Source organism: Streptomyces sp. CA-251387 (genome assembly GCF_050936625.1).
Classification (GTDB): domain Bacteria; phylum Actinomycetota; class Actinomycetes; order Streptomycetales; family Streptomycetaceae; genus Streptomyces.
Map to the genome: position 1 here is coordinate 2,367,688 of NZ_JBNJMJ010000001.1, position 15,172 is coordinate 2,382,859.

General features: G+C 69.8%; 12 protein-coding genes. 8 read left to right on the forward strand and 4 right to left on the reverse strand.

Annotated features, from left to right (window positions below; genetic code table 11):
- The first annotated feature begins 50 nt into the window (after positions 1-50).
- Both ACQEV2_RS10545 and ACQEV2_RS10550 read left to right on the forward strand, forming a co-directional pair.
- Entirely contained in the window at positions 51-1,190 is a 1,140-nt protein-coding gene (locus ACQEV2_RS10545; protein ID WP_433038951.1) for an acyl-CoA dehydrogenase family protein, read from the forward strand.
- Positions 1,190-2,203, forward strand: coding sequence for an acyl-CoA dehydrogenase family protein (locus ACQEV2_RS10550; RefSeq protein WP_433038953.1), 1,014 nt, complete (start codon positions 1,190-1,192; stop codon positions 2,201-2,203). The genes ACQEV2_RS10545 and ACQEV2_RS10550 overlap by 1 nt, the downstream gene beginning before the upstream one ends.
- On the opposite strand, the gene qcrB is transcribed toward ACQEV2_RS10550, so the two are convergent.
- Positions 2,181-3,827, reverse strand: coding sequence for a cytochrome bc1 complex cytochrome b subunit (qcrB, locus tag ACQEV2_RS10555; protein ID WP_433038954.1), 1,647 nt, complete (start codon positions 3,825-3,827; stop codon positions 2,181-2,183). The two genes, ACQEV2_RS10550 and qcrB, sit on opposite strands and share 23 nt — an antisense overlap.
- Positions 3,828-3,981: 154 nt before the next feature.
- Positions 3,982-4,704 (reverse strand): vWA domain-containing protein, encoded by a 723-nt coding sequence (locus ACQEV2_RS10560; protein WP_433038956.1) that lies wholly within the window; start codon positions 4,702-4,704, stop codon positions 3,982-3,984.
- 149 nt (positions 4,705-4,853) lie between these two features.
- On the opposite strand from ACQEV2_RS10560, the gene ACQEV2_RS10565 reads away from it, so the two are divergent.
- From ACQEV2_RS10565 to ACQEV2_RS10590, 6 genes are all read left to right on the forward strand, one after another.
- Complete coding sequence (locus ACQEV2_RS10565) at positions 4,854-5,792, forward strand: rhomboid family intramembrane serine protease (protein ID WP_433038958.1); 939 nt, start codon at positions 4,854-4,856, stop codon at positions 5,790-5,792.
- Complete coding sequence (locus ACQEV2_RS10570) at positions 5,789-6,694, forward strand: chitosanase (RefSeq protein WP_433038960.1); 906 nt, start codon at positions 5,789-5,791, stop codon at positions 6,692-6,694. The genes ACQEV2_RS10565 and ACQEV2_RS10570 overlap by 4 nt, the downstream gene beginning before the upstream one ends.
- A 116-nt stretch (positions 6,695-6,810) precedes the next feature.
- Entirely contained in the window at positions 6,811-7,902 is a 1,092-nt protein-coding gene (gene legP, locus ACQEV2_RS10575) for a Dot/Icm T4SS effector Zinc-dependent metalloprotease LegP (protein WP_433038962.1), read from the forward strand.
- 35 nt (positions 7,903-7,937) lie between these two features.
- Positions 7,938-8,207, forward strand: coding sequence for a hypothetical protein (locus ACQEV2_RS10580; protein ID WP_433038964.1), 270 nt, complete (start codon positions 7,938-7,940; stop codon positions 8,205-8,207).
- Positions 8,204-8,464, forward strand: a complete 261-nt coding sequence (locus tag ACQEV2_RS10585) for a hypothetical protein (RefSeq protein WP_031483461.1) — start codon at positions 8,204-8,206, stop codon at positions 8,462-8,464. The genes ACQEV2_RS10580 and ACQEV2_RS10585 overlap by 4 nt, the downstream gene beginning before the upstream one ends.
- A gap of 5 nt (positions 8,465-8,469) precedes the next feature.
- On the forward strand, positions 8,470-8,805 hold the full coding sequence (locus ACQEV2_RS10590; protein ID WP_433038966.1) for a YbaY family lipoprotein: 336 nt from the start codon (positions 8,470-8,472) through the stop codon (positions 8,803-8,805).
- A 137-nt stretch (positions 8,806-8,942) separates the two neighbouring features.
- On the opposite strand, the gene ACQEV2_RS10595 is transcribed toward ACQEV2_RS10590, so the two are convergent.
- Positions 8,943-10,406 carry a glutamate synthase subunit beta gene (locus tag ACQEV2_RS10595; RefSeq protein ID WP_433038968.1) on the reverse strand — a complete coding sequence of 488 codons (1,464 nt, stop codon included), beginning with the start codon at positions 10,404-10,406 and terminating at the stop codon, positions 8,943-8,945.
- Entirely contained in the window at positions 10,399-14,994 is a 4,596-nt protein-coding gene (gene gltB, locus ACQEV2_RS10600; RefSeq protein ID WP_433054342.1) for a glutamate synthase large subunit, read from the reverse strand. The genes ACQEV2_RS10595 and gltB overlap by 8 nt, the downstream gene beginning before the upstream one ends.
- Between the last annotated feature and the right edge of the window lie 178 nt (positions 14,995-15,172).

Sequence of the window (15,172 nt, forward strand, 5' to 3'; positions counted from 1 at the left end):
CACTTGTTAGGGAAGACCATTAGGGACCCGTCAGGGAAGGGGGGGCGACCGTGGACCTCACCCACTCCGCCGCCGACGAGGCGTTCCGCGCCGAGGCCCGCGCCTGGCTGCACGCGCATGTGCCACCCGATCCGCTGCCCTCCCTGGAGACCGAGGAAGGCTTCGCGGCGCACCGGGCGTGGGAGACCGGACTGGCCGCGGACCGCTGGTCGGTGGTGAACTGGCCGACGCGGTACGGCGGCCGGGACGCCACGCTGGTGCAGTGGCTGCTGTTCGAGGAGGAGTACTACGCGGCGGGCGCACCGGGACGCGTCAACCAGAACGGCATCAGCCTCCTCGCCCCGACCCTCTTCGAGCACGGGACGGAGGAGCAACGCGCGCGTGTGCTGCCGCCGATGGCCACCGGTGAGGTGGTCTGGGCGCAGGCCTGGTCGGAGCCGGAGGCGGGCTCGGACCTGGCTTCCCTCAGGTCGAAGGCCGTGCGCACGGACGGTGGCTGGCTGCTGAGCGGCCAGAAGACCTGGTCCTCGCGCGCCGCCTTCGCCGACCGCGCGTTCGGCCTGTTCCGCACCGACCCCGACGCCCCGAAAGCCCATCAGGGCCTGACCTACCTGATGTTCGACCTGCGCGCCCCCGGCGTCACGGTCCGCCCCATCGCCCGCCTCGACGGCAAGCCCGCCTTCGCCGAGCTGTTCCTGGACGAGGTCTTCGTGCCGGACGAGGACGTGATCGGCGAACCGGGCCAGGGCTGGCGCATCGCGATGTCGACGGCGGGCAACGAGCGCGGTCTGATGCTGCGCTCCCCCGGCCGTTTCCTCGCGAGCGCGGAGCGTCTGCTGGGCCTCTGGCGGACCCAGGGCAGCCCGCAGGCCACGAGGAACCGCGTGGCCGACGCCCTGATCGGCGCGCGCGCCTACCAGCTCTTCACCTACGCCGCCGCCTCCCGCTTCCTCGACGGTGCGTCGCTCGGCCCGGAGTCCAGCCTGAACAAGGTCTTCTGGTCGGAGTACGACATCGCCCTGCACGAGACGGCCCTCGATCTCCTGGGCCCCGAGGGCGAGTTGGCGGACACCGACTGGTCCGAGCGGTACGTCTTCTCCCTCGCCGGCCCCCTCTACGCGGGCACGAACGAGATCCAGCGCGACATCATCGCCGAGCGCCTGCTCGGCCTGCCGAAGGGGCGGCGCTGATGAGGTTCCTCCTCGACACCGAACAGCGGGCCTTCGCCGGCTCGCTGGACGCGATGCTGACGGCGGCGGACACGCCGGCGGCCGTACGGGAGTGGAGCCGGGGCGAGCATGCGAGGGGCCGTGCGCTGTGGTCCCGTATCGCCGAGGCGGGGGTGTTCGCGCTGGCGGTTCCGGAGGCGTACGAGGGGCTGGGGTCCCGGCCCGTGGAACTCGCCCTCGCCTTTGTGGAGTTGGGGCGGCATGCGGTGCCGGGACCGCTGGTGGAGACGGTCTCGGCGGCCGTGCTGCTCGCCGGGCTGCCGGACCCCGGCCCGGCGAAAAGGCTGCTTCCGTCGCTGGCGCGCGGCGAAGCGATCGTCACCCTGGCAGATGCGGGATTCGCCTTGGACGCGGATGCGGCGGACGTACGGCTGGCCGTGTCGACGCCTGCCCAGGCCATGTCAGCCAGTGGCGAATCCATCCCGGCGCGCACCCCGACGGAGCTGTGTCTCACTCCCCCACCCGGCCCTCCACGCCCCTCCCTGGACCCCGCCCGCCGCCTCTTCCGCACCCCGCACGGCGGTGAAATCCTGGCCACCGACCCACCCGTCACCCCCGCCCTCCTCACGGCCCGCCTCACCACCGCCGCCCAAGCCCTCGGCGTCGGGCTCGGGCTTCTCGACAGGACGGTCGCCTACGTCAAGCAGCGCACCCAGTTCGGGGCCCCCATAGGCTCGTTCCAGGCGGTCAAGCACCGGCTGGCCGACGCGAAGGTCGCCCTGGAGTTCGCCCGGCCCCTCCTCTTCGGCGCCGCGCTCACCATGGCCCCCGCCGATGTCGCCGCCGCCAAGGTCACGGCCTGCGAGGCCGCGTACGCCACCGCCCGTACGGCGCTCCAGCTGCACGGCGCGATCGGCTACACGGCGGAGTACGACCTGTCGCTGTGGCTGACCAAGGCGCGGGCCCTGCGCACCGCCTGGGGCAGCCCGGACGTCTGCAGAGCCGACGTGCTCAGTGGTGATCGCCGCTGGTGAGCTCGCGGTACTCCTCCACCGTCGGCTTGGCGATCCGCGTCCGGGGCCCGAACATGGCCTGCGCCAGCCTGGCCCGCACCCGCTGCGACGGGGCGATGCGGCGCCGGACGCCGTTCGCGTCGACACGCGGCCCGGTCTCGTACGGCGGAGGCTGCTCGTGCTGGGTGAGGGTGAACAGCTGCGCCTGCGAGAGGGGTTCGTGGACCTCGATGAACTCGCCGTGCGGGAGCCGTTTGATGGTGCCCGTCTCCCTGCCGTGCAGCACCTTGTTCCGGTCCCGGCGCTGCAGCCCGAGACAGACGCGCTTGGTCACCAGGAAGGTGACGACCGGTACGACGAAGACCGCGATCCGCACGAACCAGGTGATCACGTTGATGGACAGATGCAGATGCGTGGCCACGATGTCGTTGCCGCCGCCGATCAGCAGCACCGCGTACAGGCTCAGCCAGGCCGCGCCGAGACCGGTGCGCACGGGCATGTTGCGCGGCCGGTCGAGGATGTGGTGCTCGCGTTTGTCACCCGTGATCCACGCTTCCAGGAAGGGGTACAGACCGATCGCGAGCAGGATCAGCGGGAAGAGTGAGAAGGGGATGAAGACGCCCGGTTCCAGGGTGTGGCCCCAGGCGTTGATCTCCCATCCCGGCATCACCCGGATCAGACCCTCGGAGAAGCCCAGGTACCAGTCGGGCTGGGCGCCCGTGGTCACCATGTCGGGGCGGTAGGGCCCGAACGCCCAGACGGGGTTGATGCTGGCGATGCCGCCCATGACCGTCAGCACGCCGAAGACGAGGAAGAAGAAGCCGCCCGCCTTGGCCATGTACACCGGCAGGAAGGGCATCCCGACGACCGTCTTCTGGTCGCGGCCGGGGCCCGGGTACTGCGTGTGCTTGTGGTAGAAGACCAGGATCAGATGGGCGACCACCAGGCCGAGCATGATCCCGGGCAGCAGCAGGATGTGGATCGGATAGAGCCGCGCGATGAAGTCCTCCCCGGGGAACTCCCCGCCGAAGAGGAAGAAGGCGACATACGTCCCCACGACGGGGATGGACAGGATCGCGCCGTGGGCGAAGCGCAGGCCCGTGCCGGAGAGCAGGTCGTCGGGGAGGGAGTAGCCGGTCAGCCCGGTGATGATGCCGAGCATCAGCAGCGTCCAGCCGAACACCCAGTTGAGCTCGCGGGGCTTGCGGAAGGCGCCGGTGAAGAACACCCGCATCATGTGCACGAGCATGCCGGTGACGAAGACCAGCGCCGCCCAGTGGTGGATCTGCCGGATGAGCAGCCCGCCGCGCACGTCGAAGCTGATGTCGAGCGTCGACTCGTAGGCCCTGGTCATCAGGACGCCGTTGAGGGGCTCGTAGGAGCCGTGGTAGACGACCTCGCTGGTGCTCGGGTCGAAGAACAGGGTGAGGTAGACGCCGGTGAGGATCAGGATGAGGAAGCTGTAGAGGCAGACCTCGCCCAGCATGAAGGACCAGTGGTCCGGGAAGACCTTGCGCATGTTGGCCTTGGCCAGCGCGAAGATACCGAGCCGCCCGTCGGCCCAGACGGCGATCTTCTCGCCCTTGCCGGGAGCCTCCCTGCGCGCGGCTCCCGCCCTGTCGTTCCCCGATCGTGCGCCGTCCATACGTCGTCGCCTCCCCGTCGGATCAACCACAGGGTTACATGGCCGTACCGGCTGAGCCAACGGTGCGGGCAAGCGGGTGAGCAACTGCGGCGAGCCCGGAAGAGCGACTGCCGCGAGCCCGGATGAACGAACTGCCGCGCACCCGGGTGGGCCACTACCCCCGTACGATCCCCTGCGCCCGGGCCGCCGCCAGCCACTTCGGGAACTCGCCGACCAGGCGGTCGTACAACTCGGCGTCGGACACCTTCCGCGGCTCCGCACCGGCGTGGAAGAACCCGGCGTTGTCGACGATCCGCTTGTCCGGCACGGACAGCTCGTCGAGCTTGCGCAGGTACTCGAACTGCCTGCTCGTCGGATCCCCGAACCCGATGAACTGCCAGAACAGCGGCAGCCGTGCCGCCTTGCACAGGTATCGCTCCGCGGCGAGCTTGTTGATCGGCCCGCCGTCGGTCTGGAAGACCACGAGGGCGGGATCCTTCGACCCGCTGTCCAGGTAGTGGTCGATGACGGCGTCCATCGCCAGGTGGTAGCTGGTCTTGCCCATGTGGCCGAGCCCGGCCACGATCCGCTCGATCCGCCCCCGGTGGTCGGCCAGCGCGATCTCGGTCTCGGCGTCGATGTCGGTGGAGAAGAACACCACCGGCACGGTCCCGTCGTCGTCGAGGTGCGCCGACAGCCCGAGCACCCGGTCGGCGAGCGCCTGCACGCTGCCGTCCTTGTAGTACGGCTTCATCGACCCGGAGTAGTCGACCACCAGATAGACCGCGGCCCGCACCCCGTCCAGCCCGTGCTTGTGAAGCGACACCCCGGCGCTCTTGTACAGGCTGACCAGCGCGGGCGCGGTCTCCTCCACCTTGCTGAGACTGATCGCGGCCATATGGTGTCCCCCTCGTGCTTCTGATGCTTGCCGAGGTTACGGCACCATGGGCCCCGCCCATCCCTCCGTCCACAGCTGTTCGCTATTTTGTTCGCCGCCGTCCCCACCGGCTCACCGTCCGTCCAGTCCCCTTCGAGGAGCCGGCTGCCGTGGAACCCGAGTCCACCGAGTCCACCGTCACCACCTGCTACCGCCACCCCAAGGTGGAGTCCCACGTCCGCTGCACCCGCTGCGACCGGTACATCTGCCCGGACTGCATGCGGGAGGCGGCCGTCGGCCACCAGTGCGTGGAGTGTGTACGGGAGGGCGCGCGGTCGGTGCGGCAGGCGCGTACGGTCGTCGGTGGCCGGATCTCGGCGACGCCGCTCGTGACCTCCGTGCTCATCGGGCTCAACGTCCTGGCCTACGTGGCCGAGGTGGTGCGCCCGGAGATCCTGGACCGGTTCGCCATGCTGAGCGCCCGGCTGGTCGGGCCGGACGGCGGCTACTACGTCTACGAGCCCGGGTACCCGTCGGAGTACCACGCCGAGGGCGTCGTCGCCGGGCAGTGGGACCGGCTACTGACCAGCGGTTTCCTCCACTCGCCGCCGACCGAGGGCACGTTCGGGCTGCTGCACATCGTGATGAACATGCTCTCGCTGTGGCAGCTCGGCCGGGTCGTTGAGCCCATGCTGGGCCGGGCCCGGTACCTCGCGCTGTACCTGCTGGCCACCCTGGGCGGTTCGGTGTTCGAGCTGCTGCTCACCGACGTGAACGTGGAGTCCGTCGGTGCGTCGGGCGCGATCTTCGGCCTCGGCGCCGCGTACTACGTCCTCGCCCGCCGGATCGGCGCGGACATGCGGGTCGTCAACCGCTTCACGACGTTCCTGCTCCTGTGGCTGCTGCTGTCCGCCGGACTCACGTCCTGGCAGGGCCACCTCGGCGGCCTGCTGACGGGAGCCGCGGTGACGCTCGCCTACGCATACGCCCCGCGCGGGCCGCGCCAGGCCGTGATCCAGGGCGTCGCCTGCGTGGGCGTGCTGGTGGTGCTGGCGGTGCTCGCATTCGCCAAGGTCTCGGAACTGACGGGCGCAGGGGTGGCCCAGTGAGACGACGAGGCGTCCTGCTCTTCGCCGCCGTCCCCGTCGTCATCACGGCGGCGGCCTACTTCCTCGCCCCCACGGACTCCGCCGAGAGCCCGGCGAAGCCACCCGTCTCCGCCGAGCAGCTGGCCCGCCAGGACGCCAAGAGCCGGGCCGAGCAGGAGCGCGCCGAGGACGACAAGCTGATCGCGAGCCTGCCGGCGGGGCTCGCCGCGCCGGCCAAGAAGGAGCTGGCGCAGCAGATCGTGGCCAGCGCCGAGAACTCGACCCTGGACTGGCGCGGCGCCTACGGATACATCGAGGACATCGGCGACGGCCAGGGCTACACGGCGGGCATCATCGGCTTCTGCTCCGGCACCCACGACATGCTCATCCTGGTCGAGAACTACACCAAGGCCCACCCGGACAACGGCCTCGCGAAGTACCTCCCCGCCCTGCGCAAGGTCGACGGCACCGACTCCCACGAGGGCCTCGACCCCGGTTTCACCGCCGCCTGGAAGGCCGAGGCGAAGGTCGCCGCCTTCCGCGAGGCGCAGGACACCGAACGCGACCGCATGTACTTCAACCCCGCGGTCCGGCTCGCCAAGCTCGACGGCCTGGGCACGCTGGGCCAGTTCGTCTACTACGACGCGATGGTCTTCCACGGCCCCGGCACCAACGCCACCAGCTTCTACGGCCTGCGCGAACGCGCCCTGCGCGAGGCGAACACCCCCTCCGAGGGCGGCTCGGAGAAGGCGTACCTGGACATCTTCCTCGACATCCGCAAGAAGGCCATGCGGGAGAAGAGGAAGGGCATCGACACCACACGCATCGACACCGCCCAGCGGCGGTTCCTCTACGACGGCAACTTCAGGCTCGCCACTCCCTTGGTGTGGCAGGTGTACGGGGAGACGTACAAGGTGCCCTAGTCCCCCTGGCCAGACGTACGAGACAAAAGCCGACTCCGCCGCCCATTGACGGAACTTGGTCCCTCATCGACGTTAATCCCCTCAAGGGGGAACAACGCCAAAAAAAGGGGGACGCCATGGCAACCGATACGGCCGAACCGGCCGCCGCCGGTTTCGGGTTCGGGCCGTACCAGGTCGGACCGGAGGTGCAGGCGGGGCTGGTCCAGCTGGCGGGCAAGGGGCCGAAGGCCGTGCAGTACACCGAGGTCGACGGCCGGCCCGTGTTCGAGGGCGACATCGTCCTCGACCTCATCGAGTCCAAGCAGGTCGCCGCCGACCAGGCGGTCGCGCTCCTGGAGAGCGGGGTGATCATCCCCGGCACACAGTTCCGCTGGGCGAACGGCCTCGTACCGTACGAGATAGACCCCACCCTGCCCGACCAGGCCCGGGTGACCGGCGCGATCGACCACTGGCAGCGCAACACCCGCATCCGGTTCGTGCAGCGCACGGCCCAGAACCAGAGCCAGTACCCGGACTTCATCCGGTTCGTCCCCGGCAGCGGCTGCAGTTCGGCCGTGGGCCGGCGCGGCAACGTCCAGCAGATCACGCTGGGCCAGGGCTGCGAACTGGGCGCCGCGATCCATGAGATCGGGCACGCGGTCGGGCTGTGGCACGAGCAGAGCCGGGAGGACCGGGACCAGTTCGTCACCATCAACTGGGCCAACATCCAGCAGGGCATGGCCCACAACTTCAACCAGCACATCACCGACGGCGACGACGTCGGCGCGTACGACTACCACTCGATCATGCACTATCCGCGGTGGGCGTTCTCCAACAACGGCCAGGACACCATCGTGCCCCGGCAGACCGTGGAGATCGGCCAGCGGCAGGGGCTCAGCCCCGGCGACTGTCTCGCCGTACGCACGATGTACGCGAACCTGGAGTCGCCGGCGCGCTTCTCCGGTGTGCAGTTCACCGGACGGGTCGCGGCCGGGCAGGTCGGGCGCTGGTTCACGCACAGCTGGCCGGCGCACTGGTACGTCCACTGGACGGTCGTGCCGACCGCGCCCGTGGTGGACGGGGACGCGCAGATCGAGTCATGGGTCCAGGTGACCCGGCAGTCAGGTGGACTGCTCAAGTACTTCCTCAACATCCGCAATCTGACCGGTGGTCCGGTCGACATCCAGGCCCGCTACGACGTGCTGGGCTGGGGCGCCAACGCCACCTGAGTGACCTGACAGGGGGAACCATGCAAGGAATGGGTATGCAGGGCGAGTCCGCGCCGGCCGGCTGGGCCGACGCCGTCGACGCCGGTCCGGCGCCGGACCTGAGCGGTGCGCCGGGCGCCCCGGCGGGTGTCAGCGTCACCGGGACCGGCAGCGGCATCGGCGGACCCGAGTTCGCGGGCGCGGCGTACGCGCCGCTGGGTGCCGCTCAGGGCGGCGGGGCTCCGGGCGGCGCACAGCTGCCCGCCGCCGAGAACATGCAGGACGGTGGGGCCGCACCCGAGGCCCCGGAAGGGGGAACGTCATGATTCTGGGAGTGCAGTTCCGCGGACAGGTACCGGCGAACACCAGCCGGCGGTGGTTCACCCACAGCTGGCCGGAGGCGTGGCGGGTCGACTGGACCGTCGTCCCGACGTGGCCCATGGTGGACGGCAACGCCCAGGTGGAGTGGAAGGTCCAGGTGGACCGTCAGGCGAGCAACCTGATCAAGTACTTTATCGAGATCCGCAACCTCACGGGCGGGCCGGTCGACATCGAGGCGCGGTACGCCGTGCTCAACTCCTGAGGGACATGACGACAGTTTCTGGACGCGTGCTGCTCACTCCTGATCTGGGCGCCTTCTCGGAGGCGGTCCTCCGGGTGCGGCTCCTCGACGTGACACTCGCGGACGCGCCCGCCCGGGAGCTCGCGGTGACGGTCCAGGACCTCTCGTACGACGGGGAGGGCACGCTCGCCGTGCCCTTCCGGCTGTCGGCCGACTGGACGCCGGAGCGGCGGGTCGTGGTGGACGCCCATCTCGACCGGTCCGGCAGCGGAGTGGTCGAGAACGGGGACGCCTTGACCGTGCGGTCGCTGCCCGTTCCCGAGGAACCGGCTCCGGTGACCGTGCGGCTGCGAGCCATCTGAGAAAGGCGACGGCGCCCGCCCATTCGTCCGGTCGGGGACAAGGGGCAGGCGCCGTCAGTGTTCCGTACGCCGTTGTACGGGACGTTTTTGAGTGCCTGTCAGGTCACTGAGTGACTGTCAGGTCACCTGTGGTGCGCTCAGACCATCAGCGCACGGTCCGTCGGCCGGATCGGGGCCGGCAGCTCGCTCGCCCCGGTCAGGAAGCGGTCGACGCCGCGGGCAGCCGAGCGGCCCTCCGCGATTGCCCACACGATGAGCGACTGGCCGCGGCCCGCGTCACCGGCGACGAAGACGCCGGGCACGTTGGTCTGGAAGTCGGCGTCGCGGGCGATGTTGCCGCGCTCGTCGAGGTCCAGGCCGAACTGGTCCACCAGGCCGTTCTCCCGGTCGGTGCCGGTGAAGCCCATCGCCAGCGTCACGAGCTGGGCCGGGATCTTGCGCTCCGTGCCCGGCTTCGGGGTCAGCTTGCCGTCGATGAACTCGACCTCGGTGAGGTGCAGCCACTGGACGTTGCCGTCCTCGTCGCCCTCGAAGTGGGTGGTGGAGACGGAGTAGACCCGCTCGCCGCCCTCCTCGTGCGCGGACGTGACCTTGTAGAGCATCGGGAAGGTCGGCCAGGGCTGGGCGACCGGGTTCCGCTCGTCGTTCGGGCGGGGCATGATCTCCAGCTGCGTCACCGAGGCCGCGCCCTGGCGGTGGGCGGTGCCCACGCAGTCCGCGCCGGTGTCGCCGCCGCCGATGACCACGACGTGCTTGCCCTCGGCCGAGATCGGGGGCGCCACGAAGTCGCCCTCCTGGACCTTGTTGGCCAGCGGCAGGTACTCCATGGCCTGGTAGATGCCCTTGAGCTCACGGCCCGGCACCGGCAGGTCGCGGGCGGTCGTGGCGCCGACGGCCAGGACCACGGCGTCGTACCGCTTCTTCAGGTCGGTCGCCTTGAGGTCACGGCCGATCTCGATACCGGTACGGAAGCGGGTGCCCTCCGCGCGCATCTGCTCGATACGGCGGTTGATGTGCCGCTTCTCCATCTTGAACTCGGGGATGCCGTACCGGAGAAGGCCTCCGATGCGGTCCGCCCGCTCGTAGACGGCGACGGTGTGACCGGCCCGGGTGAGCTGCTGGGCGGCGGCCAGGCCCGCGGGGCCCGAGCCGACGACCGCGACGGTCTTGCCGGACAGGCGCTCGGGGATCTGCGGGGCGACGTCCCCGGTCTCCCACGCCTTGTCGATGATCGAGACCTCGACGTTCTTGATGGTGACGGCCGGCTGGTTGATGCCGAGCACACACGCCGACTCACAGGGCGCCGGGCAGAGGCGACCGGTGAACTCCGGGAAGTTGTTGGTCGCGTGCAGGCGCTCGGAGGCGGCCGCCCAGTCCTCGCGGTAGGCGTAGTCGTTCCACTCGGGGATCAGGTTCCCCAGCGGACAGCCGTTGTGGCAGAACGGGATGCCGCAGTCCATGCACCGGCTGGCCTGCTTGCTGATGATCGGCAGCAGGGAGCCGGGGACGTAGACCTCGTTCCAGTCCTTGACGCGCTCGCTGACGGGACGGGTCTTGGCGACCTCACGGCCGTGGTTCAGGAAGCCCTTCGGGTCAGCCATTGATCGCCGCCTCCATCATCTTCTCGTGGGTCTCGGTCTCGGAGAGACCGGCTCGCTCGGCGGCGTCCTTGGCGGCGAGCACTGCCTTGTACGTGCTGGGGATGATCTTGCTGAAGCGGTCCACGGCGGTGTCCCACTCGGCCAGCAGCTTCTCGGCGACCGTCGAGCCGGTCTCCTCCTGGTGACGGCGCACGACGTCGTGCAGCCACTGCTTGTCGTCGTCGGTCAGCGCCTCGACGGCGTTCACGTTGCCGACGTTGACGTTGTCGCGGTCCAGGTCGATGACGTACGCGACGCCACCCGACATACCGGCCGCGAAGTTACGGCCCGTCTCGCCGAGGACCACCGCGTGACCGCCGGTCATGTACTCGCAGCCGTGGTCGCCCACGCCCTCGGAGACGACCAGCGCACCGGAGTTGCGGACACAGAACCGCTCGCCCGTACGACCGCGCAGGAACAGCTCGCCGCCGGTCGCACCGTACGCGATCGTGTTGCCCGCGATCGTCGAGTACTCGGCGAGGTGGTCGGCGCCCCGGTCCGGGCGGACGATGACGCGGCCGCCGGAGAGGCCCTTGCCGACGTAGTCGTTGGCGTCGCCCTCCAGGCGCAGCGTGACACCGCGCGGCAGGAAGGCGCCGAAGGACTGGCCGGCCGAGCCCGTGAAGGTGATGTCGATGGTGTCGTCGGGCAGACCCGCGCCCCCGAACTTCTTCGTCACCTCGTGGCCGAGCATGGTGCCGACCGTGCGGTTGATGTTGCGGATGGCGACCTGGGCGCGCACCGGCTGGGCGTCGGTCGCGGAGTCCGCGGCCAGGGCGTCGGCGGCGAGCTTGATGAGCTCGTTGTCGAGCGCCTTCTCCAGGCCGTGGTCCTGCTCGATCAGCTGGTGGCGCACGGCGCCCTCGGGCAGCTCGGGCACGTGGAACAGCGGCTCCAGGTCCAGGCCCTGCGCCTTCCAGTGGTCGACGGCACGCGTGACGTCGAGCGCCTCGGCGTGACCCACGGCCTCCTCGATGGAGCGGAAGCCCAGCTCGGCGAGGAGCTCGCGGACCTCTTCGGCGATGAACTGGAAGAAGTTCACGACGTACTCGGCCTTGCCGTTGAACCGGTCGCGGAGCGTCGGGTTCTGGGTGGCGATGCCGACCGGGCAGGTGTCCAGGTGGCAGACGCGCATCATGACGCAGCCGGAGACGACGAGCGGCGCGGTCGCGAAACCGAACTCCTCGGCGCCGAGCAGCGCGGCGATGACGACGTCACGGCCGGTCTTCAGCTGGCCGTCGGTCTGCACGACGATGCGGTCGCGCAGGCCGTTGAGCAGCAGGGTCTGCTGGGTCTCGGCGAGGCCGAGCTCCCAGGGGCCACCCGCGTGCTTCAGCGAGGTGAGCGGGGAGGCACCCGTACCACCGTCGTGGCCGGAGATGAGCACCACGTCCGCGTGCGCCTTGGACACACCCGCGGCGACCGTGCCGACGCCGACCTCGGAGACCAGCTTGACGTGAATCCGCGCCTGCGGGTTCGCGTTCTTGAGGTCGTGGATCAGCTGGGCCAGGTCCTCGATGGAGTAGATGTCGTGGTGCGGCGGCGGGGAGATCAGGCCGACACCCGGCGTCGAGTGACGGGTCTTGGCCACCCACGGGTAGACCTTGTGGCCGGGCAGCTGGCCGCCCTCGCCGGGCTTGGCGCCCTGGGCCATCTTGATCTGGATGTCGTCGGCGTTGACCAGGTACTCGGACGTGACACCGAAGCGGCCGGAGGCGACCTGCTTGATGCTGGACCGGCGCGCCGGGTCGTACAGACGCTCCGGGTCCTCGCCGCCCTCACCGGTGTTGGACTTGCCGCCCAGCTGATTCATGGCGATGGCGAGGGTCTCGTGCGCCTCCTTGGAGATGGAGCCGTACGACATGGCGCCGGTGGAGAAGCGCTTGACGATCTCGCTGGCCGGCTCGACCTCGTCGATGGAGATCGGCTGCCGGTCGGACTTGAAGCCGAAGAGCCCGCGGAGCGTCATGAGCCGCTCGGACTGCTCGTTCACGCGCTCGGTGTACTTCTTGAAGATGTCGTAGCGGCCGGTGCGCGTGGAGTGCTGGAGGCGGAAGACCGTCTCCGGGTCGAACAGGTGCGGCTCGCCCTCGCGGCGCCACTGGTACTCGCCGCCTATGTCGAGGGCGCGGTGCGCCGGGGCGATGCCGGAGGCCGGGTAGGCCTTGGCGTGGCGGGCGGCGACCTCCTTGGCGATGACGTCGATGCCGACGCCGCCGATCTTGGTGGCCGTGCCGTTGAAGTACTTCTCGACGAAGGCCTCGTCGAGACCGACGGCCTCGAAGACCTGGGCGCCGCGGTAGGAGGCGACGGTCGAGATGCCCATCTTGGACATGACCTTCAGGACGCCCTTGCCGAGGGCGTAGATCAGGTTCTTGATGGCCTGCTCGGGCTCCATGCCGTTCAGGAAGGTGCCCGCGCGCAGCAGGTCCTCGACGGACTCCATCGCCAGGTACGGGTTGACGGCGGCGGCGCCGTAGCCGATGAGCAGGGCGACGTGGTGGACCTCGCGGACGTCACCGGCCTCGACCAGCAGACCCACGTGGGTGCGCTGCTTGGTGCGGATGAGGTGGTGGTGGACGGCCGCGGTGAGCAGCAGCGACGGGATCGGCGCGTGCTCGGCGTCGGAGTGGCGGTCCGACAGGACGATCAGGCGGGCGCCGTTCTCGATGGCGGCGTCGGCCTCGGCGCAGATCTCCTCGATGCGCGCGGCGAGGGCGTCACCGCCGCCGTGCACCCGGTACAGGCCGGAGAGGGTCGCGGCCTTGAAGCCGGGCATGTCGCCGTCGGCGTTGATGTGGATGAGCTTGGCCAGCTCGTCGTTGTCGATCACCGGGAAGGGCAGGGTGACCGAGCGGCAGGACGCGGCCGTCGGGTCGAGCAGGTTGCCCTGCGGGCCCAGCGAGGAGCGCAGCGAGGTCACGAGCTCCTCGCGGATGGCGTCCAGCGGCGGGTTGGTGACCTGCGCGAACAGCTGGGTGAAGTAGTCGAAGAGCAGACGCGGGCGGTCGCTCAGCGCGGCGATCGGCGAGTCGGTGCCCATCGAACCGATCGGCTCGGCACCGGCCTTGGCCATCGGCGCGAGGATGACGCGCAGCTCCTCCTCGGTGTAACCGAAGGTCTGCTGGCGGCGGGTGACCGAGGCGTGCGTGTGCACGATGTGCTCGCGCTCGGGCAGGTCCGAGAGCTCGATCTCGCCGGCCTCCAGCCACTCCGCGTACGGCTTCTCCGCGGCGAGCTGGGCCTTGATCTCGTCGTCCTCGATGATGCGGTGCTCGGCGGTGTCCACGAGGAACATACGGCCGGGCTGCAGACGGCCCTTGCGGACGACCTTGGCCGGGTCGATGTCGAGGACGCCGACCTCCGAGCCGAGGACGACGAGGCCCTCGTCGGTGACCCAGTAGCGGCCGGGGCGCAGACCGTTGCGGTCGAGCACTGCGCCGACCTGGGTGCCGTCGGTGAAGGTGACACAGGCCGGGCCGTCCCAGGGCTCCATCATCGTGGAGTGGAACTGGTAGAAGGCGCGCCGGGCCGGGTCCATGGAGTCGTGGTTCTCCCACGCCTCGGGGATCATCATCAGCACGGAGTGCGGCAGGGAACGGCCGCCGAGGTGCAGCAGCTCCAGCACCTCGTCGAACGAAGCCGAGTCGGAGGCGTCCGGCGTACAGACCGGGAAGATCCGCTCCAGCTTCTCCTGCGGGCCGAACAGGTCGGAGACCAGCTGGGACTCGCGCGCGACCATCCAGTTGCGGTTGCCCTTGACGGTGTTGATCTCACCGTTGTGCGCGACGAACCGGTACGGGTGCGCGAGCGGCCACGACGGGAAGGTGTTCGTGGAGAACCGGGAGTGCACGAGCGCGATCGCGGAGGCGAAGCGGCGGTCGGACAGGTCCGGGAAGAAGGGCTCCAGCTGACCGGTCGTCAGCATGCCCTTGTAGACAATCGTGCGGGCCGACAGCGACGGGAAGTAGACGCCGACCTCGCGCTCGGCGCGCTTGCGCAGCACAAAGGCCTTGCGGTCGAGGGCGATGCCCTCCGACCGGCCGTCGGTGACGAAGATCTGCCGGAAGGCCGGCATCGTCGACCGGGCGGTGGCACCGAGCAGTTCGGGCGCGACCGGCACCTCACGCCAGCCGAGGACCGTCAGGCCCTCCTCGCCGGCGATCGTCTCGATCTGCGAGACGGCCTCGGCCGTCCCCTCCTCCGGCAGGAAGGCGATACCGACGGCATACGCACCGGTCCCGGGCAGCTCGAATCCGGCCACCTCGCGGAAGAAGGCGTCCGGCACCTGGGAGAGGATGCCCGCGCCGTCACCCGAGTCGGGCTCGGAGCCGGTGGCACCGCGGTGTTCGAGGTTGCGCAGAACGGTGAGCGCCTGCTCGACCAGCGCGTGGCTCGCCTCGCCGGTGAGGGTGGCCACGAAGCCGACGCCACAGGCGTCGTGCTCGTTGCGGGGGTCGTACATACCCTGCGCAGCAGGGCGAGCATCCATGAACGACCAGTTCTGGCCATTCGCGGAGTGCTGGGACGGCTGGCGCGGCGTACGCATCGGCTCTCCCGTCGTCGTCATCTGGCATATGCAAGGTGCCGAGGGACGACGTTGGCCCTCTGCGTGATCGCAAAATTTCGTGCAGGTTACATGATGGAGCGGTTCTCGGGAACCGGGATAGTCCGTTCCAACATGCGGACGCCACGGCTTACGGCGGGGGTTCCGCGCACATGGCTTG

Excerpts from the sequence above, each read along its gene's own strand:
- legP (WP_433038962.1), top strand. The coding sequence starts at position 6,811 with ATGGCAACCGATACGGCCGAACCGGCCGCCGCCGGTTTCGGGTTCGGG.
- ACQEV2_RS10590 (WP_433038966.1), top strand. The coding sequence starts at position 8,470 with ATGACGACAGTTTCTGGACGCGTGCTGCTCACTCCTGATCTGGGCGCC.
- qcrB (WP_433038954.1), bottom strand. The coding sequence starts at position 3,827 with ATGGACGGCGCACGATCGGGGAACGACAGGGCGGGAGCCGCGCGCAGG.
- ACQEV2_RS10550 (WP_433038953.1), top strand. The coding sequence starts at position 1,190 with ATGAGGTTCCTCCTCGACACCGAACAGCGGGCCTTCGCCGGCTCGCTG.
- ACQEV2_RS10585 (WP_031483461.1), top strand. The coding sequence starts at position 8,204 with ATGATTCTGGGAGTGCAGTTCCGCGGACAGGTACCGGCGAACACCAGC.
- ACQEV2_RS10595 (WP_433038968.1), bottom strand. The coding sequence starts at position 10,406 with ATGGCTGACCCGAAGGGCTTCCTGAACCACGGCCGTGAGGTCGCCAAG.
- ACQEV2_RS10580 (WP_433038964.1), top strand. The coding sequence starts at position 7,938 with ATGCAGGGCGAGTCCGCGCCGGCCGGCTGGGCCGACGCCGTCGACGCC.
- gltB (WP_433054342.1), bottom strand. The coding sequence starts at position 14,994 with ATGCGTACGCCGCGCCAGCCGTCCCAGCACTCCGCGAATGGCCAGAAC.
- ACQEV2_RS10560 (WP_433038956.1), bottom strand. The coding sequence starts at position 4,704 with ATGGCCGCGATCAGTCTCAGCAAGGTGGAGGAGACCGCGCCCGCGCTG.